This window comes from Arcicella aurantiaca (assembly GCF_003148625.1).
GTDB lineage: Bacteria > Bacteroidota > Bacteroidia > Cytophagales > Spirosomataceae > Arcicella > Arcicella aurantiaca.
The window spans coordinates 1-21,771 of record NZ_QGGO01000049.1; the positions used below are offsets into that span (position 1 = coordinate 1).

General features: G+C 34.9%; 25 protein-coding genes and 2 pseudogenes. 17 read left to right on the plus strand and 10 right to left on the minus strand.

The annotated features are described in order from the left end of the window. The 3 genes from LV89_RS25670 to LV89_RS24095 form a co-directional block, all read left to right on the plus strand. A partial coding sequence (locus tag LV89_RS25670; protein ID WP_211321272.1) for a hypothetical protein occupies nt 1-187 on the plus strand: 187 nt, incomplete at its 5' end. Nucleotides 188-770: 583 nt separating this feature from the next. Then, nucleotides 771-1,475, plus strand: coding sequence for a pseudouridine synthase (locus tag LV89_RS24090; protein WP_109745552.1), 705 nt, complete (start codon nt 771-773; stop codon nt 1,473-1,475). 67 nt (nt 1,476-1,542) lie between these two features. After that, entirely contained in the window at nt 1,543-1,815 is a 273-nt protein-coding gene (locus LV89_RS24095) for a helix-turn-helix domain-containing protein (RefSeq protein WP_109745553.1), read from the plus strand. Between the two features lie 24 nt (nt 1,816-1,839). On the opposite strand, the gene LV89_RS24100 is transcribed toward LV89_RS24095, so the two are convergent. Further along, entirely contained in the window at nt 1,840-2,643 is an 804-nt protein-coding gene (locus LV89_RS24100) for an adenosylcobinamide-GDP ribazoletransferase (protein ID WP_109745554.1), read from the minus strand. Between the two features lie 122 nt (nt 2,644-2,765). Between LV89_RS24100 and LV89_RS24105 the strand changes: the two genes are divergently transcribed. The 3 genes from LV89_RS24105 (at nt 2,766) to ygiD (ending at nt 4,344) form a co-directional block, all read left to right on the plus strand. Beyond that, the gene (locus tag LV89_RS24105; protein ID WP_109745555.1) at nt 2,766-3,215 is read left to right on the plus strand and encodes a DUF6934 family protein; all 450 of its coding nucleotides are present in this window, start codon (nt 2,766-2,768) and stop codon (nt 3,213-3,215) included. Between the two features lie 2 nt (nt 3,216-3,217). Next, complete coding sequence (locus tag LV89_RS25430) at nt 3,218-3,361, plus strand: hypothetical protein (RefSeq protein WP_158279681.1); 144 nt, start codon at nt 3,218-3,220, stop codon at nt 3,359-3,361. Between the two features lie 92 nt (nt 3,362-3,453). Beyond that, complete coding sequence (gene ygiD, locus LV89_RS24110; protein WP_109745556.1) at nt 3,454-4,344, plus strand: 4,5-DOPA-extradiol-dioxygenase; 891 nt, start codon at nt 3,454-3,456, stop codon at nt 4,342-4,344. 82 nt (nt 4,345-4,426) lie between these two features. On the opposite strand, the gene LV89_RS24115 is transcribed toward ygiD, so the two are convergent. Beyond that, a complete protein-coding gene (locus LV89_RS24115; protein WP_109745557.1) occupies nt 4,427-4,936 on the minus strand; it encodes a PAS domain-containing protein in 510 nt (169 codons plus the stop codon). Between the two features lie 385 nt (nt 4,937-5,321). Between LV89_RS24115 and LV89_RS24120 the strand changes: the two genes are divergently transcribed. The 4 genes from LV89_RS24120 (at nt 5,322) to recG (ending at nt 9,470) form a co-directional block, all read left to right on the plus strand. Beyond that, entirely contained in the window at nt 5,322-6,299 is a 978-nt protein-coding gene (locus LV89_RS24120; RefSeq protein WP_109745558.1) for a DUF8428 domain-containing protein, read from the plus strand. Nucleotides 6,300-6,522: 223 nt separating this feature from the next. Continuing rightward, complete coding sequence (locus LV89_RS24125) at nt 6,523-6,723, plus strand: hypothetical protein (protein WP_109745559.1); 201 nt, start codon at nt 6,523-6,525, stop codon at nt 6,721-6,723. Nucleotides 6,724-6,768: 45 nt separating this feature from the next. Then, nucleotides 6,769-7,167, plus strand: a complete 399-nt coding sequence (yiaA, locus tag LV89_RS24130; protein WP_109745560.1) for an inner membrane protein YiaA — start codon at nt 6,769-6,771, stop codon at nt 7,165-7,167. Nucleotides 7,168-7,328: 161 nt separating this feature from the next. Next, nucleotides 7,329-9,470 carry an ATP-dependent DNA helicase RecG gene (recG, locus tag LV89_RS24135; RefSeq protein WP_262509884.1) on the plus strand — a complete coding sequence of 714 codons (2,142 nt, stop codon included), beginning with the start codon at nt 7,329-7,331 and terminating at the stop codon, nt 9,468-9,470. Between the two features lie 175 nt (nt 9,471-9,645). Here the strand turns inward: recG and LV89_RS24140 are convergent, their stop codons facing one another. Then, the gene (locus LV89_RS24140) at nt 9,646-10,056 is read right to left on the minus strand and encodes an arsenate reductase ArsC (protein WP_109745562.1); all 411 of its coding nucleotides are present in this window, start codon (nt 10,054-10,056) and stop codon (nt 9,646-9,648) included. 72 nt (nt 10,057-10,128) lie between these two features. Then, entirely contained in the window at nt 10,129-10,605 is a 477-nt protein-coding gene (locus tag LV89_RS24145; RefSeq protein ID WP_109745563.1) for a DUF6428 family protein, read from the minus strand. 154 nt (nt 10,606-10,759) lie between these two features. On the opposite strand from LV89_RS24145, the gene LV89_RS24150 reads away from it, so the two are divergent. Beyond that, nucleotides 10,760-11,056: a PDZ domain-containing protein gene (locus LV89_RS24150; protein ID WP_146199257.1), complete on the plus strand. Its 297-nt coding sequence runs from the start codon at nt 10,760-10,762 to the stop codon at nt 11,054-11,056. Here LV89_RS24150 and sigZ read toward each other — a convergent pair. Continuing rightward, entirely contained in the window at nt 11,053-11,628 is a 576-nt protein-coding gene (gene sigZ / locus LV89_RS24155; RefSeq protein WP_109745565.1) for an RNA polymerase sigma factor SigZ, read from the minus strand. The two genes, LV89_RS24150 and sigZ, sit on opposite strands and share 4 nt — an antisense overlap. 286 nt (nt 11,629-11,914) lie before the next feature. On the opposite strand from sigZ, the gene LV89_RS24160 reads away from it, so the two are divergent. The 6 genes and pseudogenes from LV89_RS24160 (at nt 11,915) to LV89_RS24185 (ending at nt 17,722) form a co-directional block, all read left to right on the plus strand. Further along, nucleotides 11,915-14,365 (plus strand): penicillin acylase family protein, encoded by a 2,451-nt coding sequence (locus LV89_RS24160; protein ID WP_109745566.1) that lies wholly within the window; start codon nt 11,915-11,917, stop codon nt 14,363-14,365. A 180-nt stretch (nt 14,366-14,545) separates the two neighbouring features. Beyond that, nucleotides 14,546-14,743, plus strand: a complete 198-nt coding sequence (locus LV89_RS24165) for a hypothetical protein (RefSeq protein WP_109745567.1) — start codon at nt 14,546-14,548, stop codon at nt 14,741-14,743. A 27-nt stretch (nt 14,744-14,770) separates the two neighbouring features. Next, a pseudogene (locus LV89_RS24170) lies at nt 14,771-15,016 on the plus strand (type II toxin-antitoxin system RelE family toxin); the annotation flags it as partial. A gap of 58 nt (nt 15,017-15,074) precedes the next feature. Beyond that, nucleotides 15,075-15,767, plus strand: a complete 693-nt coding sequence (locus tag LV89_RS24175) for a peptidylprolyl isomerase (RefSeq protein WP_109745569.1) — start codon at nt 15,075-15,077, stop codon at nt 15,765-15,767. Nucleotides 15,768-15,845: 78 nt separating this feature from the next. Next, a complete protein-coding gene (locus LV89_RS24180; protein ID WP_109745570.1) occupies nt 15,846-16,742 on the plus strand; it encodes an SDR family oxidoreductase in 897 nt (298 codons plus the stop codon). 38 nt (nt 16,743-16,780) lie between these two features. Further along, entirely contained in the window at nt 16,781-17,722 is a 942-nt protein-coding gene (locus LV89_RS24185; RefSeq protein WP_109745571.1) for an Rpn family recombination-promoting nuclease/putative transposase, read from the plus strand. A 90-nt stretch (nt 17,723-17,812) separates the two neighbouring features. Here the strand turns inward: LV89_RS24185 and LV89_RS24190 are convergent, their stop codons facing one another. From LV89_RS24190 to LV89_RS25435, 5 genes and pseudogenes are all read right to left on the minus strand, one after another. Then, nucleotides 17,813-18,220 carry a putative toxin-antitoxin system toxin component, PIN family gene (locus LV89_RS24190; RefSeq protein WP_109745572.1) on the minus strand — a complete coding sequence of 136 codons (408 nt, stop codon included), beginning with the start codon at nt 18,218-18,220 and terminating at the stop codon, nt 17,813-17,815. Then, nucleotides 18,217-18,429, minus strand: coding sequence for a DUF8507 family protein (locus LV89_RS24195; protein ID WP_109745573.1), 213 nt, complete (start codon nt 18,427-18,429; stop codon nt 18,217-18,219). Before LV89_RS24195 ends, LV89_RS24190 begins: the two co-directional genes overlap by 4 nt. Nucleotides 18,430-18,469: 40 nt before the next feature. Continuing rightward, complete coding sequence (locus LV89_RS24200; RefSeq protein WP_109745574.1) at nt 18,470-20,470, minus strand: AAA domain-containing protein; 2,001 nt, start codon at nt 20,468-20,470, stop codon at nt 18,470-18,472. Nucleotides 20,471-20,617: 147 nt separating this feature from the next. Continuing rightward, nucleotides 20,618-21,223, minus strand: coding sequence for an OmpH/Skp family outer membrane protein (locus LV89_RS24205; protein WP_109745575.1), 606 nt, complete (start codon nt 21,221-21,223; stop codon nt 20,618-20,620). A 253-nt stretch (nt 21,224-21,476) separates the two neighbouring features. Next, nucleotides 21,477-21,771, minus strand: a pseudogene (locus LV89_RS25435) (hypothetical protein); the annotation flags it as partial.

Below are 21,771 nucleotides of genomic sequence, written 5' to 3' on the forward strand. Positions count from 1 at the left end.
ACCCAATATTGGTTTTCAAGGGCTTTTTAAATATTCGAGTAAAAGTGCAAGAAAACTATTTGATTTATTGGAAAGGTATGATGATAGAGATATAACCCAGAAAAAGAAATATGAGAATCAAGGTACTTTTATGATAAGTAATTTTTTATACATGACCAAAGACAGGCAAGTTAAAATGTTGCATTGATAAGTCATTCTTTATCCCACTGGTTCAAGCGTCCTCACTTGAACCAGTGGGATAACTCCCCTTCAAATTCTCTGCCATTGTCTGTGTCTTCACCATAGCCGTCAGGCTAATAACATCGGAGATGTTAAACCTTTGTAGAAAATGTTGATTATCAGACGTTTAGGCTTCGGGGAAGCCCAACCTTAAAATTAATGTTATGCTTCTTCGAAGCACTTTAACTCGCTGACAATCACCGACTACAAAGGTTATGCTTCTCCGAAGCAGTCCTTTAACCTGACGGCTATGGTGTCTTCACAGACGATTATAAGAAAAATCAGTGAAAATCTGTTAAATCAGTATAATCAGTGTTCTATCGTTTGTCTTGTGACCAACCCCTTACGCACGAGTAGTTCAAGCGAGGACGCTTGAACCAGTGCGAGAGGACGCTTGAACCAGTGCGAAAAATCAGTGAAAATCTGTTAAATCAGTATAATCAGTGGTCTATCGTTTGTCTTGTAACAAACTATTTTAAAATTCCCCCCAATCCCCGCTTTCATCATCAGCAATGAGTATTTTTGTGAAATTATCATCCTTCATAACAAAAATGCTCGAAACTCCTCTTCAAATTCTTTATCAAGACGAACATCTCGTTGCTATCAATAAACCTCATAATTTATTAGTCCATCGTTCGCCTATTGCGGCGGACGAAAGTGTTTTTGCTTTGCAACTGCTCCGTGACCAACTGAATCATTGGGTGAGTCCATGCCATAGAATTGATAGAAAAACGGGAGGCGTTTTGTTATTTGCTTTATCAAAAGAAGCTGACCAAATAATAAAAAAACAGTTTGAAAATCAGGCTTGTGAAAAAACATACTTAGCTTTGGTAAGAGGTTATTTGCCCGACGAAGGAATGACTGACCGCCCTTTGGAAAATGATAAAGGAGTTTTGAAGGAAGCAGTAACTCATTTTAGGTGTTTGCAAAAAATAGAGCTTGATATTGAAGTGAGTCGTTACCCAAAATCAAGGTATTCGTTGGCAGAAATTTCTCCTAAAACAGGTAGAACACACCAAATTAGAAGACATTTTGCTCAGTTACGCCATTATTTAATTGGCGACAAAACGCACGGAGAATGCAAACATAATAAAATGTTTGAAGAAAAATTTGGCTTAAATACTATGCTTCTTCACGCAAAAACCTTAACTTTTGAACATCCATTTTCTCAAGAAAAAATAACGATAGAAGCTCCATTACAAACTGAATTTTTAGAGATTTTAGATAAAATTGGAATGAATCTAAGCGAATTCTAATCATTATTAGTAAATAAATGTACGTATCTTGAACGTCCAAATAATACCATACTGTCATAAAAAAAAGATGAATAATATAGAAGAAACAGCTACAAAACTCCGAAGAATTCGAGAAATATTTGGTTACAGTCAAGAATACGTAGCTGAACGAATGGGAATTTCTCAACCAGCATATTGGCAAAAAGAAAATGGGAAACGAGTGCCTTCAGATGTTCGATTTCAACAAATTGCCGAGCTTTACAGTTTGTCGATGGAAGATTTAAAATTTGGAGAACTCAACACCGTACTTATCAAAGTTCATGAAATTCAAATTGAAATTTTGAAGAAAAAAATGGGTTAAGTTTCAAGTATTGAGTGTTACAGTTTATGTAGAAATCGCCACAATTACTAAATAAATAATCACTTCCGCTATTTGCTGAGTTGCTCCGAAACACTCATTAGTATATCCTCCAAACTTCTTCTTGAAATAATATCCAAAGTAAAGATGTAATAGAATAAGTGGAGGGAAAACTAAAAATAGAAAGAAGTTTTTAGTAGTAATGGCGTATAAAAACAAAGGGAAAATGGCAAAAATATAAGCCGTCAATAAATCATTTTGATGAATTTTTATATTTGTTAAATAGTTTTTAGGAGCATCTTCTTCGATATAGTTAAGGGTGAAATTGAGACTTATTGGAACAAATCTGCTTAGGGAATGAGCAATAAATATAGTCCAAATAAATGTTTGATTATCAAGGATTTCAAGGCTGAAAAATTTAATCACCAAAAGCAGAATTAATCCCATTGTACCAAAAGTCCCTAATCTGAAATCCTTCATGATTTCAATCATATTCCTCTCGGTTTTCCCTTCTCCCAAAGCATCACAAGTGTGAGCTAACCCATTTTCATGGATTAATCCCGTTGTTAAAGCCGCTACAACAATACTCAATAAAATAGCAATTTCTGTGTTGAAAATATGAGTGGAAACATAAAAGGTAACCGCAGAAACTCCACCTATAATCCACCCAATAATTGGCAAGAAAATATTAACCTTACGCCCTACTTTATCTGTAAGAATTACCCACTTTGGTATAGGAATACGAGTGTAATGTTTTATAGCATTTAAGAAAATTTCGCATTGGAAAAATGCCCATTGGTTGATAGTAGAAAGTATTTTTTTGAAATTCATAAATAAAAGAATAATTGTGAGTTAAGTAGGCATTAAGCAAGGAAATAGCCTAACTTGATAAAGGTACTTTGGCGGAGGTTTTGGATATTTGTAGAACGTGTAATTTATCTTAAATTTGTAGTATGGATAGACCACATTACAATTTTAGTTTTAATACACTTAATGAATACACTGATTTTGAATTCTACAGTATTGGAAACAAAGGTACAATTAAAAAGATTATCAGATTCATTAAAATAGATTTGGAAGACTTTTATAGCCTTTCATTGTTTGATGTATTTTCAGATGGTACATTGAGTGTAATGTCTGAAAGCAAAAACGGAGACATGAAAATAGTTTTAGCAACAGTAGCTAAGACTATTGAGAAGTTCCTTGAACTTTATCCCACGAAAAAAGTGTTTTTTAGCGGGAGTACACATGAAAGAACGAGATTGTATCGAATTGCTATAACGCAAGAAATAGAAAATATTAAAAACTTATTTGATATTTTAGGAATAACCGAAGATGGGCTCGAAATATTTGCACCCAATCGTCCATATCAAGGATTTATTATATCATTAAAAGCACAATAGACATGGAAATTACACTTAAAAAACAAAAATCTAAAGGGCATTTTGATACAATTGCCGAAGCTACTCAGTTTAAACGTAATGAGGCAAACCAAATGTTGAAAAATGTAAATATTCAGCAGATGAAAGACCTTTTGGCTAAAAAATAAGCTTAAAATATTTATAGGAATTATTTGAGGGAATTATTCGTTTGAAAAATACGAGTAATTCCTTTTTTTATTCTCTCGAATAAAACTTTAAGATGAAACGTTCCGATTTTTTAAAAACATTATCGCTGTTACCACTAACAGCTAATTCCATGAATATTGCTGAATTTAATTCGTTCACGGCTGACTTACCCTTGACCCAACGAATGCCTGTCCTTTTTGTAGGACATGGTTCGCCAATGAATGCCATAGAAACCAATGGATTTACCAAAACTTGGGAAGATTTAGGAAAACGATTGCCCACACCTAAAGCCGTTTTGGTGATTTCTGCCCATTGGCTTACACGTGGTACACACGTTACGGCGATGGACGCTCCCAAGAAAATTAATGATTTTGGTGGTTTTCCCAGAGCTTTATCTGAATCTACTTATCCTGCAAAAGGAAATCCACAATTGGCGGGAGAAATTAAAGATATTATCAAAAGTACAAATGTTGGACTCGACCATGACTGGGGTTTAGACCACGGAGCTTGGTCTGTCTTAAAACAAATGTATCCAGACGCCAATATTCCAGTGCTTCAACTGAGTATTGATTATTACAAACCTGCTGCGTATCACTATGATTTAGCCAAACAATTGAGTGCTTTGCGTGACAAGGGTGTGTTGATTTTGGGAAGTGGGAATATGGTTCATAATCTCAGAATGGTCGCTTTTGACAAAATGAATGAACCTAATTTTGGGTTTGATTGGGCAAAAGAAGCCAATGGGTTATTCAAGAAAAATATCTTAGATGGTAATCATCAGGCTTTGTTTGACTATGAGAAATTGGGAGAAGCCGTAAAATTGGCAGTACCAACGCCCGACCATTACTATCCGCTTATTTATACTTTGGCTTTGCAAGAGAAAAAGGATAACCTGAGTTTCTTTAATGACCAATTACAAGCGGGGTCACTTTCTATGACAAGTGTAATGATTGGCGGAGTTTAACGATTAGGCTACATTTTGCAATTCCATAAGCCCTTAATAAGCAAATTTATGATAATGCTAAATCCTAAATCCCAATTCCTACTTATTTCTCCACTTCATGTTCAAAAGCGATGAAGTTGACCAAACTATTCTGTTTATCAAATACGGGAAGAATATCTACTTTACACAGATATTTTTCCCCATTTTTACGATAATTGATAATCTTCCCTGAATATTTTTCTTGTAAGTTTAACTTATTTCTAATCTTAATTTTGGCTTCGCTTGAAGTTTCTTTTCCTTGTAAAAATCTTGGAAATTGCCCCAAAGCCTCTCCAGATTCATAACCTGTCATCCGAGAAAAACCTTTGTTTACCCATTCTATTTTCTGATTTTTACAAGTTATAACAATGCTATTTTTACGGTCTTGTAAAAAGCGTTTGACTTTATTCAAGTCAAACGCCCATTGTTTATCATGAGCGAAGCTTTCAAATAATTCAAACTCAAGGGCATCTTTTCTCGAAATTTCCATAAACTCATAAGCCGCCAAAAGTGGCGTTGCCGAGTGAAAATCACGGAAAGAGTCGCAATGAGTATTTGACGAAAGACAAAACATAGCTCATAAAATGGTTAAAAATGTAGTAGTAGTAGCGTAATGTGTAAAAACATTGTGGTATAAAATTGTTTTGATTTAGAAGCAATTTCTCTTGTTTTTTTTGAGAAATGATAAAATCATATTAAAATGGAGTTAAAATTTAAGATGTTTTAGTGAATAATAATCACATGATAGGGTGATATGTTTTGTTTGAAATGGTTATAATGCGTTGATAATCAGGTTTTTATGAATTTTTATTTAATTTTAATTTATATTGCATCATTATACAAAGTATATGAAATGTGTAGCTATAACGTTAATTTTACGTCAAAGAAAAAAACGCAAAAATTTGAAAAGAAAGCTTACCCGTAATATTCAGTAAATTTTCAAACCCAAAACAAATAAAATGGAAACGACACAAAATAATAATAATGGAAATGGCATTTTGAAGGCGGCTTTGGCTGTGGCAATGTTGTTTATCGGATTTTTAGGGTATTTGCTTTATGATTCTAAAAAAACAAACTCAAACCAAGAACAAGTAATTAGCCAAAAAGTAGAACAATTGGCAAATACAAAGTCTCGTTTAGATTCAGTTTCAACTCAGTTAGACGCTAAAATTGCCGAAATTCAATCTTTAGGCGGACGTGTTGACGAATTAGTTGCGGCTAAAGAACAATTGGAAAAAGATAAAAAAGCGTTGACAAATGCAAAGTTTTTCAACTCAAAACAATACGATGCTAAAATCAAAGAATATGTAGCTTTATTGACAGAGAAAGACCAAGTTATTGCTCAATTGAAATCTGAAAATGAAAGCTTGACGGCTCAAACAGTCACTTTATCGAAAGAAAAAGAAGTTTTAGTACAAGAAAAACAAGTTTTCATCGAAGAGAATACTGGCTTGAAAGGCGAGAAAGAAAAATTAACTCAAACGGTTGCTGATTATTCTTCAAAAAATGATGAATTGACTAAAAAAGTAAAAGCTGGAGCTCAATTGAAAGCACAGAATTTACAAGTTTATGCCGTAAAAGCAAACGGAAAAGTAAAAGACGGAGGAAAATATCGTGCTAAAAAAGTTGACCAATTGAAGTTAGCTTTTACATTGCCTTCTAACCCTATTACAGAAAAAGAAAACAAAGAAATCATGGTACGTATCATGGATTCAGACGGGGCTGTTATTACTGATAGTGCAACAGGTTCAAGTGTTTTCAATTTTGATGGAAAAGAAATGGCTTATACAACAAAAGGAACGGTAACTTACACAAACAACGACCAAAACGTAGAAATGCTTTATGCACGTGGTGCTGCGTATCGTGCAGGAAACTATACAGTAGAGTTATATTCAGAAGGTTTCAAAATCGGGCAAGGTAATTTTATTATCAAATAAAATAACGCTGTTTATTCCTTGCTGTTATTGATAAAAAAACCGCCATGAGCTTGGGCTTGTGGCGGTTTTGTGTTTTTGATAGCGTAAAGGTTTGGTGCTAAAACAAATTGTTTATACTTCCGTCAAATTATTATTACATTTGTTTTATTATCAAATCAAAATATCCTTTCATTATTAAACTTACCCTATGGAAAATCTACAAATCTCTTCAGTACTTCTTAGAATGGTTCGATTATTTCTTTTGGTTTTTGTAATCAGCTTTTTTGTAGAAGTTGGCTACAAATTTATCAAGCATTGGTCTGTTGATTATAATCTTTTATCAGAGTGGATAGATTCTACTTTAACTTTCAGAAAAATAGGTATTTGGCTAAGTGTTACGCTTGGTTTTGCTCTTTATCAAGAATACGCTAAAAATAAGAATTAATAAACCGCAGAATATATTTTGTTAAAACCTTAAAACGATAGAACAATGCAACAAAAAACATCAAACGCATTTGTAATGGCATCATGGGTTGCTTTAGGTACTGGAATCTTTGGATTTTTGGTTGGACTTTGGCAGTCTGAAATGCTTTTAAATGAAAAAGGATATTATTTTACCGTATTAATGTTTGGACTTTTTGCGGTAATTTCTCTCCAGAAAAGTGTACGAGATAAACTTGAAGGTGTTCCTGTGACAAGTTTGTATTATAATATTTGCTGGTTTGCCACGATATTGTCAATCGTTTTATTGGCGATAGGACTTTGGAATGCAACTTTATTACCAAGCGAAAAAGGGTTTTATGCTTTTGCCTTTTTGTTAGGACTTTTTGGAGCAATTTCTGTCCAGAAAAATACGAGAGATAATTTGGGAACCAATAAAGACCAATAAAATATAAATGCAATAGCGTTTATCTTGTGAATGTATTTTTACCAAATTATTTTTGAACCATAAATCATTTGGTAAAAATGGGAATTTTGCCAAATTTGTTATTTATTCCAAAATATAATTACAGATACTTTTGAGTTGATGAACCTCAAAAAACTGCTTAAATTCCAACTGAAAATCATCGGAGACAGAAAACCGTTCACCATCTTATGCAAACTCATTTTTTCGATACCCGAATAGAATATCTCAAAGGAGTTGGTACGTCGAGGGCTTTGTTATTAAATACCGAATTGCAGATTTTTAACTATGGAGACCTCATCCAATATTATCCTTTTCGATATGAAGACCGTACTAAATTCCACCAAATTTCGGATTTGTACGATGGCATGGAGTCTGCCCAAATAAAAGGTCGTTTGCGGTTTGTCGAAAAAATAGGAGAGGGACACAAAGCTCGTCTCACAGGACAATTCACTGATGGTTCTGGAACAATGGAACTCGCTTGGTTTCAAAGTGTTAGTTTCTTAGAAAAAAATCTTAGAGCAGGAGCAGAATACGTAATTTATGGAAAACCTGCCTTCTTTCAAGGTCGCCCGCAAATGCAACATCCAGAAATGGAATTGCTCAATCCAGATAATGAAAAAGGTGGATACTTTCAACCAGTTTACGGATTAACAGACAAACTTCGCAAACGTTACGTGGACTCGAAGGTGATTGCCAATATGCAACGCAACCTGCTCGACCAAGCCTATAACCACATACGAGAGACGCTCCCTGAGAATCTGATTCAAAAATACCGATTAGTTGCCAAACGAGATGCCGTTTATAATATTCACTTGCCACAGTCAGAAGCGTGGTTGCATCAAGCCAAACGCCGCCTAAAATTTGAAGAACTGTTTTATAATCAATTGCGATTGATAAAACAGAAATTGCTTCGTCGGGTAGATTATAGCGGACAAATCTTCAAAAGTGCCGCTTTGGTGACTGATTTCTACAAAAAACACCTGCCTTTTGAATTGACCAATGCTCAAAAGAAAGTAATCAGAGAAATTTTTGAAGACATGAAATCGGGCAAACAAATGAACCGATTATTGCAAGGTGATGTAGGTTCTGGCAAAACCATTGTGGCATTTATCTGTATGCTTTTGGCGATTGATAATAAGGCTCAGGCGTGTATCATGGCTCCCACCGAAATTTTAGCTCAACAACATTATGATGGCTTGAAAATTTTTGCTGATTTATTGGGCGTTACTATTCAAAAATTGACAGGTTCAGTCAAGAAAAAACAACGAGAAGTTATTCACGAAGGACTGAGAAGTGGAGCTTTGAAAATTATCGTTGGCACACACGCATTATTGGAAGATAATGTTCAATTTCAAAATCTTGGACTTTGTGTAATTGACGAACAGCACCGTTTTGGCGTTGCCCAAAGAGCCAAATTATGGGAGAAAAACAAACACATTCACCCACATATTTTGGTGATGACTGCCACGCCAATTCCAAGAACTTTGGCAATGACACTTTATGGAGATTTGGACGTGTCTGTCATCAATGAATTACCCAAAGGTAGAAAACCGATTAAAACAGTTCACCGTTACGACTCCCATAGACTAAATGTTTTTGGTTTTATGCGAGATGAAATTGCTAAAGGACGACAAATTTATGTGGTTTATCCGCTCATTGAAGAATCCGAAAAATTAGATTATAAATACCTCGAAGATGGATTTGAAAGCCTTTCAAGAGCCTTTCCAGAAAATTTTATCAGTATTGTTCACGGTAAAATGAAACCTGCCGATAAGGATTTTGAAATGCAACGTTTCATCAATAAAGAAACGCAAATTATGGTGGCAACTACCGTAATTGAAGTAGGGGTAAACGTACCGAATGCCTCTGTTATGGTGATTGAAAGTGCTGAAAGATTTGGACTTTCGCAATTGCACCAATTACGTGGACGAGTTGGGCGTGGAGCAGACCAAAGTTATTGTATTTTGATGACGGACGTAAAACTTTCAAAGGATACTCGTACCCGAATTGAGACAATGGTAAGAACAACTGATGGTTTTGAAATCGCTGATGTTGATTTACAACTGCGTGGACCGGGAGATTTGTCAGGAACACAACAAAGCGGTGTGATAGATTTACTGATTGCAGATTTGGCAAAAGATGGCGAAATTCTGAGAGTTGCCCGTGAATGTGCCACCGAAATTTTGGAAGAAGATAATAATTTGGATTTGCCTAAAAATGAGATGATTAAAGAACAAGTTGACAATTTAAGAGCCAACGAAAGCAACTGGGCGAGAATTAGTTAATTGAAGTAGGGGCGAATAGCATTCGTCTTTTTATTAGTTTACAAAAACGTCGGCAGGGTTCAAATTCAATGTCGTTTAGTTTTACCGATTAACTTCCCGAAAGTTTTAAACTTTCGGGAAGTTACCCCAAATCAAGTAGAGGGGGGATTTTACAATTTTTCTAAACCGATTACCATTAAATCTTTTCCACAAAATCCTTACAATACGTTTTAATCATTTCACGTACACGAGCGAATTCTGCTTTGGTTTCCTCTTCTGTTCCCACAAATTTGGCAGGGTCTGGAAAATTATAATGGAATTTTTCAGCCTTCGTCGGAAAGTATGGACAACGTTCACGGGCATTATCACAAACAGTAATAACGTAATCAAAATCAATATTTTCGTACTCCAAAACGTTGTTTGAGGTGTTTTGAGAAATATCAATACCATCTTCAGCCATCGTAGTAATCGCTTTCGGATTAACCCCATGCGTTTCCACTCCTGCTGAATATACTTCGGCTTTTTCGCCTGCAAAATGTTTTAAATAACCATCTGCAATTTGACTTCTGCACGAGTTTCCTGTGCATAACACTAAGATTTTTTTCATTTTCTGTAACCCGAAGCTTTCGCTTCAGAATTTGCTTTATCTACTTTCGAAGCGTAAGCTTCAATTTACATTTTAGCAACAACCGCCACTTGGCGTACAACAAGCCGAAGTTGTTGCAGGCTGTAAATCAGTCAAATTTACTTTAATTTTTTCTTCTGGAATCCCACATTTATCAGAAGCTAAACAATTTGTCTGTTTTGATATTAAAACAAAATTTGCTCCGTCAAAATCTAAATCATATTTTCCGATTGTATCTGACTGATATTCTACCTCAATTTCAGAATCTTCCATACCCAATACTTTTTCAGAAAGGGCGATGATATTCAATAACTTGGTAGGCTTTAAACGATGGTCGAAATCATTGGCATTCCACAATTGAAAATTAGCTACTTTTTCATGGCGAACCGTTCCGCCACAATCAATAAAATTTTTAGTGATTACGCCTACTTCCGTTACATGAAAATGTTCTGGAACGGAAGTCCCATTTTGTAATTGAAAATTAACACCTTCAACGGATGTTAAAATATTTTTGATTTCTGAAAGCTTCATAATTGTATCTGATTTGTTTATACTAAAGACACAGATTTTGAAAATGGACGCAAGAATTGAAAATAAATCTTTGACAAATAACAAATCGAATAATTTTCTTGTTATATTTAAAAATTATCTTGAAATAATAAAATTTATCAACTCGAATAATATTATGGAATTACATGGTTTTAATTATCATTTTCAGGAAGAAAATCAAGGGGAAAATGGAGACTTAAATTTATTGAAAGAAGAACAATGGCTCGGACAAACAATAGTTGGCTATTTAGTTGAGGCACAATCTGAAAATTGGCAGATTTCTTTGGTTTTTGTTTCGAGTGAAACACCATTGAAATTTATGATTCGTAAATTGGAAAAAGCTCCAACCCTTGAAAAAGCACAACAATACAATAAGCTATCCGAAAAAACAGCCATGGTTTTGAAAAATAACTATCAAGGTTTTTTAAATTAGCAAAGACATTCACCCGTTTTAGTCTGAATTTCTAAAATATTCCCATATTGGTCAGTCTTTACTGGACAACAATCAATCAGTTTTTGTTTCAATTGTTCACGCCCACGTTGCACACGAGATTTCGCTCCAGAAATAGAAATGCCTAAACGATGGGCTAATTCTACTTGACTAATGCCTTCTATATCAACTAATTGTAGGGCTTCTTGATATTTTGGGTCGAGATGTTTTTTGAATTCTTTTAACCAAACGCCCACAATTTCATTAAAATTATTCTCCTTCAAATACTCATCGTCTGCCTCCGAATCTTGTAATTCAGTATTTTCTAATTGATTTTTTTGTGAACGAAAGTAATTCAAAACAGTATTTTTTGCAATTTGAAAAACCCAACCCGCCACTCGTTCCTCTTCACGAAGTAGGTGTAAATTTTGATGAATTTTAATAAAAACATCTTGCAAAAGGTCGTCTGTAATATCTGCGTTATGCGTCTGTTTACGAATGTAGTCTTTCACAGGATGGCTAAATTTGAGCCAAATTTCATTGAAAGTGATGATATTTTCGGAGGTTTCAGTCATGTTATTGCGTCTTTTTTGAAAGACACCAAAAGTTCAGAAAGGACGCAAATTGGGGAATTATTGATAAAATTAAGTAGGGACGAATAGTATTCGTCCGTCGCTCGAAAAGGACGAATGCTATTCATTCCTACCTTGAATTTTTTATCAAATATCCATATTTGAATCAGTTACTTCCAAGATAAAACATTGATTCACGGTTCATTTTGCGGTTATTGCTCATAAAGTCTCAAAATAATCAAAAAAATTCCTAATTTGGTACTATCATTTCCAAACTAAATCTCGAACCATGAAATTCGTAAAAGCCCTACTATCACTTGCTGTTACTATTTTTCTTTGCTATGCCCTCAATCGAAATTGGGGTTCAATCCCTGCCTTTGGCTCATTTTTAAGTCCTTTTACGGGTTTTTGGGTCAATGGAGAAACACCAATTTCTGAAACAAATTCAGAAAGTACGTTACAAATTCCCGGTTTATTAGACGAAGTAAGTGTTCAGTATGACGAACTCGGAATTCCGCACATTTTTGCTAATAATGACCACGATTTATACATGGCTCAAGGTTATGTAACTGCTCAAGACCGTCTTTGGCAAATGGAATTTCAAACGCATTATGCGGCAGGACGCTTAACAGAAATTGTAGGTGAAAAGGCTTTAGAATCAGACCGTTACAATCGTAGAATGGGATCGGTTTATGGGGCAGAAAAATCGCTTGCAGGAATGATGGAAGACCCAAAATCTAAAGTTTCTTTGGAAGCATATTCTGACGGTGTAAATGCCTATATTTCACAATTAAAACCACGTGATTTTCCCGTAGAATATAAATTGTTGGGTTACGCTCCAGAGGCTTGGTCGCCCATTAAAAGTGCTTTGTTTTTAAAAAATATGTCATTTGTTTTAGCTTCTGGTACAGACGATTTACGCATGACCAATATTCTGAGAAAATACGGAAGAGAAGTTGCCGAAAATCTTTTCCCGAATTATCCATTTGAAGAAAGCCCAATCATTCCAACAGGTACGCCACGTGATTTTACGCCACTTCCCTTACCAAAAGCTCCTGCTGATTTTATGGGAAGAGGAAGCGTAAAAGCATCGGAAGAACGAGATAAAGGCATCGGCTCAAATAACTGGGCAATTGGCGGTGCAAAATCTGCGACAGGTTTACCAATTTTAGCCAACGACCCACATTTGACCTTGAGTTTACCCTCAATTTGGTATCAGGCTCAATTAGTTGGTCCAGATGTGAATGTTTATGGAGCAACTATGCCGGGAACGCCAAACGTAATTAGTGGATTCAACCGTGATGTGGCTTGGGGCGTTACCAACGTTGGTGCGGACGTAGTTGACTGGTACGAAGTGAAATTTAAAGATGCCAAAATGAATGAATATTGGCATGATGGACAATGGAAGAAGATTACAAAACGAATTGAAACCTTCAAAATTAAAGGCGGAAAAGACATTCAAGATACCGTTTTGTTTACGCATCATGGGCCAATTGTGTATTTAGATAATCAAAAACCATTCAAAGAAAATATCCCAACGGGACACGCTTTGCGTTGGATTGCTCATGATAAATCACAAGAATTAACAACATTTTATCAATTAAATCGTGCTAAAAATTACGATGATTATGTAAAAGCTTTGAGTTTTTATGCTGCTCCTGCTCAAAATTTCGTGTTTGCGAGTAATCAAAATGATATTGCACTTTGGGTAAATGGAAAATTCCCTTTGAAAGCCCATGAGCAAGGAAAATACACGCTGGACGGAACGGATAAAAATGCAGATTGGCAAGGTTTCATTCCTCATGCACATAATCCACACGTGAAAAACCCTGTTCGTGGTTTTGTGAGTTCGGCAAATCAATCTTCTACCGACCCCAATTATCCATATTATATCAACTGGGAATTTGCTCCTTCTGAGCGTGGCAGACGAATTAACCAACGTTTGACCGTCATGGAGAAAGCAACGGTGGATAGTTTGAGAACCTTGCAGAATGATAATTACAATTTAAAAGCACAAGGAATTTTAGACAATTTGATTTCGTTGGTAAAAACGCCAACGGCAAAACAAGCCGAAGCCATTAAAGTTTTGAAGGCTTGGAATAAGAAAAATGACCCTGCGGAAATTGCTCCAACCATTTTTGAAACATGGTCGAAATTATTATACGGTGCCATCTGGAAAGACGATTTTGCGTATGATGAAAATATTCCAATGAAATATCCGTCATTAGACAGGACGATTGAGTTAATCAGAAAAGACCCAACATCTAAATGGTTTGATGATATTTCTACAAAAAATAAAGTAGAAACTTTAGACGAATTAGTAAGTGCAACTTTATCCGCTTCGTTGGATAGTTTAACTATTTGGAGAAAAGCTCCAATGGGAGCAGAATGGGCATGGGCAAAACAAAAATCAACCAGTATTCGCCACTTGCTCGACCGTGATGGAGCGTTAAAAGCCCTCAGTAGCGTAGATGTAAATATTGGAGGAGGAACAGGAATTGTCAACGCCACCACCGAACGCACAGGTCCATCTTGGAGAATGGTGATTCAATTGGGCAAAAATAATTCAGTAAAAGGCTACGGCGTAATTCCCGGTGGACAATCAGGAAACCCGGGAAGTCCACATTACGCAGACATGATTGAAACTTGGCGAGAAGGAAAACTCAATGATTTGTTATTTTTACAAGCCAAAACTGATAAATCGGATAGAATTAAGAAGGTGGTGAAATTGACGAAGTAAATATTTACAATGAACAAAATAATGTCATTGCAAGTGAAAAATGTTTGGTATGATTAGAGTGAAGAATACTCAAATCGCATTTACATTGTTTACTTGCAATGACATTTTCTATGTCATAAAGTTTTAGTAAATTTACTTTATACTCTAAATAATGATTATTTATATCTAAAATTCACGAAAATGAATGCAATTCTTTTAGAAGGTCAATCGAGCCAAAATATGAAGTTATTACTTTCTTTAGCTCAAACATTAGGCATAAAAGCTAAGAAAGTTTCTACAACACAATTGGAAGACCATTTATTAGCCTCCCAAATTGAAGCGGGAATGAAAACATCAACCGTTAGTAAGCAAGACATATTGAAGGCTCTTGGTAGATAATGGAGGTAGCTTTTAAGAACAAGTTTTCTCAAAGCCATAAAAAAGCTAAGAGACAAATCATTGAAAGATGATATTTTTGACGCAATAAATGCTGCTGAGCAAGCAGAGAGCTTAGATGATATTCCTAATATCAAAAAACTAAAAGGCTACACCGTTTATTATCGAATAAGAACAGGCGATTATCGTATTGGTTTGAAATGGAATGATGATGAGAAAATACTCTATTTTGTTACCTTTAATCATCGTAAAGATATTTACAAAACATTCCCTTAATCTTCTTCAAATACACTTCCCATCAATTTTACTAATTAATTTGATTTAGATAATTTCAATGAAAAAAATACTACTTTTTACTCTAATCATTACCATTTCTCAACAAATTACAGCCCAATCAAAAAGAGATTATCTCGTAACTATCACAACTCCTTGGGGCGAAATGCACGCTATTTTGTACGACAAAACCCCAAAACACAAAACAAATTTCTTGAAATTAGTTGATGATAAATTTTACAATGATTTACTTTTTCACCGAATCATTGATGGATTTATGATTCAAGGAGGCGACCCAAAATCCAAAACCGCTAAACAAGGAGAAATGCTTGGTGATGGCGACGTTGGTTATAAAGTAGATGCGGAAATCACGCCAGATTTATTCCACAAAAAAGGGGCATTAGCCGCTGCCAGAGATAATAATCCTCAAAAAGCGTCGTCAGGATGTCAATATTACATTGTTCAAGGAAAAGTTTGGAATGATAAAACCTTGAAAGAACAAATGGCTCGTAGTCCGCAAAGAGTTTTTACAGATGAACAAAAACAGGTCTATAAAACCATTGGAGGTACGCCTCATTTAGATGGAAATTATACCGTTTTCGGACAAGTCATTGATAATTTGTGGGTGATTGATTCGGTAGCAAAACAGCCAAGAAATGGTCAAAACCGACCGTTGAAAGATATTGCGATGAAAATCGAGTGCAAAAAAATGCGTAAAAAGAAGATTACCAAACGATATGGCTGGGAGTTTTAAAGTAACGCAGACTTCAGTCTGTATATTTTTCAATTTCTTACAGACTAAAGTCTGTGTTACTTTAAATATTTGTAAAAAATGAAAATACTCATCACAGGTTCAAATGGATTGTTGGGTCAAAAATTAGTCAACTTGCTTTCTCAAAAATCTGATATTCAGTTGATTGCAACTTCTCGTGGAAAGAATCGTTTAGCTTTCAAAGACGGCTACGAGTATCAAGAAATGGATATTACCAACCCGCAACAAGTGGAGGAGGTTATTGAAAAAAATCGTCCAGATGCGGTTATTCATACTGCCGCACTTACCCAAGTAGATGATTGTGAATTACAGAAAGAAGATTGCTGGCAAAAAAATGTAAAAGCAGTCGAATATTTGGCAGGTGCCTGTGAAAAATATCAGGTATTTCTATGTCATCTTTCCACAGATTTTGTTTTTGATGGAGAATCAGGACCATATTCAGAAGAAGATAAACCAAGTCCTATAAGTTTTTATGGGTGGAGTAAATATGCCGCTGAAGAAGTAGTAAAACGCTCAAAATGCTCTTGGGCGATTGTCAGAACGGTTTTAGTGTATGGAATTGTAGAAGATATGAGCCGTTCAAATATTATTTTGTGGGTCAAAAACTCATTGGAGGCACAGAAACCAATCAAAGTTGTCACCGACCAATTGCGTACCCCAACTTTAGCCGAAGACTTAGCAATGGGTTGTTGGTTAATTGTCAAACAAAAAGCCGAAGGCATATTTCATATTTCGGGCAAAGACTTTCTAAGTCCTTACGAAATGGCAATTAAAACGGCTGATTTTTTCCAATTAGATAAATCACTAATCTCGCAAGTCGATTCCAGCAATTTTACACAACCTGCTAAACGTCCACCCCGTACAGGTTTTATTTTAGACAAAGCAGTTTCCGTTTTGGGCTATAATCCAGTGAGTTTTGAAAAGGGAATAGGTATTTTGGTGGAGCAGATGAGGTAAGGTTTAGAAAGAAAATATAAAAAATAACTACATCATACATGAAAATACAAAACGTACACGATAAATTCTTCAAAGAAACATTTTCCAGAATTGATATTGCTACTAATTTTTTAGAAGAACTTTTAGAACAAAATCTTATCCAACAGATGAATCTATCTACTTTGCAAATGGATAATAACTCATTTGTTGATGAAGAATTAGAAGAGCATTTTGCGGACATTCTTTACACTTGTGATTATGGTCAAAAAAGTAAAATTCGTATAGCTTTACTTTATGAACACAAAAGTTACAAAGAAGATTATCCTCATTGGCAGTTAAACCAATATATGCTCAATGTTTGGAAAAGTGGATTGAAGCAAAATAAGTATAAACCTATTCCCGTAATTCCGATAATATTATATCATGGAAGAGATAAGTGGAGTTACCAATCAATGGCTTCATATTTTGACAATATTGATGAAAATTTGGTGAAATATATTCCTGATTTTGATTATCATTTGATTAATCTAAATGATATTTCAGATAAAAGAATCAGCAATTTTAAAAACAAATTTTTAGCAATTTCTGCACTATTATTTAAGTATAGCCGTTACAAGAAGTATGTAAAAAAGATAGAAGATAATTTAGTTGATTTGCTAAAACTTGTTGATAATCAAGGGAGTAGCCAGTTTGTGACTTCTGTTGTTTTATATATTCAGAATACAGATGAATTGACAATCACAGAACTTTTTACTATTTTTACAAGAGTCTCATCAAATTTACATCAGACAGTTATGACAACAGCAGAACAATTAATCAGTCGAGGAATTAACCAGGGAATTTCTCAAGGAATTTCTCAGGGTGCAGAGATGAAAGAAATAGATGCAATAAAGAGAGGTTACAGTAATGGTATTAGTATTGAATTACTGTCAAATATTCTAAATTTACCTGTTCAAAAAGTAGAAGAAATTATTGTAAAAATCAAGTCAGATTTATTGTAGATATGATTCAATTTAAACAAAGACTTCCTACATTTTAGGAATCTTTGTTTAAAATAAATCCACTTAGAAAATCCTAAGTGGATTTTTATTTCATAATTTATAAATACTGTTAAATTCCTCTAATGAAATTACATTAATTGGTGGAAATTCAATGGTCTTTAAAATATTGTAATGTTTATCATTTGTAATCAAAAAATCTGCATTTCCTGCAACTGTACAGTCAGCAAACTTATTGTCGTCTTTGTCTGACTCAATTAAATTCCAATTATAAAAAACATCTATTTGTAGTACATTTTGTAATTCTTTGAGGGAATTTAGAAAAGCATCTGCAACAATAGGATTGTATTTTTGTTTTAAAATCTCTTCATATTCAAGGTATATTTCTGCCGTAACACATAATTCAAATTTGCCTTCCCTGAGTGCCTGAATAACCCAATGATATTTTGATTTACTTGAAAGTGAAGCAACCAGAATATTAGTGTCAATAACCAACTTCATTGTTGTTCTTCATTTATCCATTCGTCCATCAAATCGTCGTTATAGCCTTTTTCTTCCCAAACCTTATCCGCTTCATTAATAGCTTTTTGCATGAAAAATTGGGCTAAATAGTTTTTGAAATGGAGTAAATCTTTTTCGTCAATATTCATCGAATAAAGTTTCAATAATTCCAATTGAAGATTTGACAATGGTTTTGATATAGCTGTCATAGCTTTAATGTTTATGTATAAAACAAATTTACAGAAAAATCTATTCCAAAAACTCCCAAGCACTCACATACCCACCTTTTTTCTCGGCATATTCAATGAAATTGGCATAAAAAGGATGTTGTCCCAAAGTGGCACTGTCGCCGATAACGACTAATTTTTTTCTGGCACGAGTCATCGCTACGTTCATTCTACGAATGTCAGCAAGGAAACCGATTTCGCCTTTGTCGTTGCTTCTGGTCAGACTGATGTACACAACATCACGCTCTTGTCCTTGAAAACTATCAATCGTATTTACGCTGATATTGTCTTTATATTTCTGTAAATCTGCCGAATGTTCAAATTGTTCTTTCAGTAAATTGATTTGTTGCTTGTATGGTGAAATTACGGCAATACTTGGGAAATTGTTGGCATTAAAATCTTTTCTATGTAGCTCCTCAACAAACAAATTGATATGCTTAAATGTAAACGTTGCTTCATCTGGGTTAGTGCTACTTGTGCCTTCCAATTTTTCATCAAAACCACAACCTGCCGTATCAATAAATAGGAGAGGGGTGTCGTCAGTAAAAAGTAAAGATTTTGCAACTGACTGATGTGCTTTTAGTTTATCATCATAGAAAACAGCAGAAGAATATCCCATGATGTTTTCATTCATCCGATATTGTTCTTCGAGCAAAGTCACGGCTTCTGGATGAAGTTCAATACATTTTTCCAAAAGCGTTTTACTCAAACCATTTTTTGCTGCTTCGTTAGATTTTATTGTGGGAGATAATTGACAATGGTCGCCTGCCAAAATAACTTTTTGAGCTTTCAAAATCGGAATCCAACAAGCAGGTTCAAGAGCTTGCCCAGCTTCGTCAATTACAATGGTTTGGTAAGTCAAATTACGAACAGTGTAATGATTTGCCCCCACGAGCGTTGCCGTAACAACTTGCGTTTTAGTCAATAAATCGTCGATAATATATTGTTCGGTATTATCAACTTCCTTCATGATTCGGTGAGCTTCATCAAACAAGGCTTTGCGTTGGTCTCTTTCGGCTTTTCCAAAACTTCTTTTGTATTTATGAGCCATGTTTTTGAACTCCTGAGCCTGTTTTCTGAGTCTTTTGGTTTCTTTCAAATAATCATGGTCAGCCATTTTCGACTCTAAAGTCAATCTTTGTAAACGCTCAGAAACCCGTGCAGGATTTCCCACTCGAAGTACATTTAAACCCTCCTCTGATAGTTTTTCGCTCAATAAATCAACCGCAGTATTGCTCGGTGCAACTACCAAAATCTTTTGATTTTCCTGTTTTACTAATGCCTTAATTGCCTGTACCAAAGTGGTGGTTTTTCCAGTTCCGGGAGGGCCGTGAACGATGGCTAATTCATTGGCAGAAAGTATTTTTTCGACAGCATTTTTCTGCGAAGTGTTTAGTTTTTGTAAGGCTTCGATTGCCGTTGTCTGTGTCTCCACAGACGACTGTACGGAAATTGTCTGTGGAGACACAGACAACGGCAATTGTTTTTCGCCGTCGGCAGGATTCAAAGCCTTGCCAACGTTATCTTGTCTAAATGTTGGACTTTTTGCTCCTGTTAAAATCTGGATTAGTGGACTTTTTTCACTCAATTCTGATGCTTTTTTGAGGGCATCATTCATTTCGTCGTAACTATTATCATCAAATAATAAATCAACCCCCAATTTCCCGTCTCTGCTCCATTCAGGCAGTTCGTCGTCTTTGATGGTAATTTTTAGTTTATTCCCGTTTTGATGGGCAATTGTTCCTTCAATTCTATCTTTTTGTGGGTCGTGATTGGTAAAGAAAACCGCAGGCATTCCCGTTCTGAATTGGTGCGAAACATCTTGGTGAGTAGTACGTTCCAATTCAATCGTCAAATAATCTCCCCGACTCATTTCTGAACCTCTAATTGCCACAGGAAACCACGTCAAACCATTGGCACGACGTTCTGCTACCGATGAAGATTCTGTTAATTTTTTATATTGTTCACGGTCTTCACTCCGTTCAATTTTCAGTAAATCAAGTAAATTTTTAAAATAATCCATGATGCAAAGGTACGGAGGGATTAGGTAACACGAAGTTTTACTTCGACAAAATGAGGGTGTTTTCGAAATGAAACTTCGAGTTACATAAAACAAAACCGCCATTCCAAATGATTCGGAATGGCGGTTTTTAATGAAATTGAAATCTAATTATTTCTTAGCAGGAGCAGATTTTTTCGTTTCTGCATATTCTTTGTTTAAGCCATCAACAATTTCTTTTGTTCTGTCTGCCGACTCGTCAGCGTATAAAATTCCACCGCCCGCAGTTGTATAACCTAATACAAATTCAAAGTTGTTTTCAGCATTGTGTTTTTTGATATATTCACGAATGTTAGCGTACAATTCTTGCATTTTTTTAGCTTGCTCGTTTGCCAAAGCTTGCTGACGTTGTTGGCTGTATTGTTGTAATTCAGCACCTTTTTTCTTCAACATGATGTCAGCACCTTGCAATTCTGCTTGAGTCATTGTTTGAGCTCTTTGTTGAATTGCTTGTAATTCTCCTTGAAGACCTCTCTCACGTTGACCCAAATCTACCTGTAAACGGTAACCTTTGTTTTCAAATTCTTTTTGAGCGTCTTTGTAAAACTGGTAGTTTGCTAATAAAGAATCTGTATTTACATAAACAGTTTTCTTTTCTGCATCACTTTTAGTGGTTGTACTTGAAGTTGCCGCAGTTCCTTTGTTTTCAGCCTTGTCGCATGACAATGTACCGATTGCCAACAAACCTCCGAATACGATTAGGGATAATTTTTTCATTTGTAATTTGTTAAAATATTGATAATATGTTCGTTTCTCGAAAAAGGTCAACAAAGATAATACTTTTTCAAGTAAAAACTTAATCTAACTAAGCTAAGAGCCATTGTTTAATCTTGTGTTTATTTTGTCAAAGCATAATTGTCATAAATCTAACTGAAAATCATTAATTTTGCACCTTATTTATTAAAAGGTGTTGGTTTTTAGGTTTTTGGTATTAGTGAAGTTTAGCTAACGCCTAAAACCTAAACCTACTCTACCCGATGATTTTTGTTACGTATTGATAATGAAATAGTTGTATTTGAATCCACCGAGTAAATTTATTTAAAAATTCATCCCAGATTTTTATAAATCCTTGATTGATATTTCTGAAACCTTCTCTCAAAATATCAAGCCCTTTTCGGAAAAAACTATTGGATTTATACCCATGTTTTTTAATTCTGATTTTTTTTACTTTTTTATGATGATGTTTTCCAATATTCGTACATATTCCAACTGCTATACTAACAAAAACGATTAGCTTTTTAATTTTTTCGCTTGATTTTAGGTGC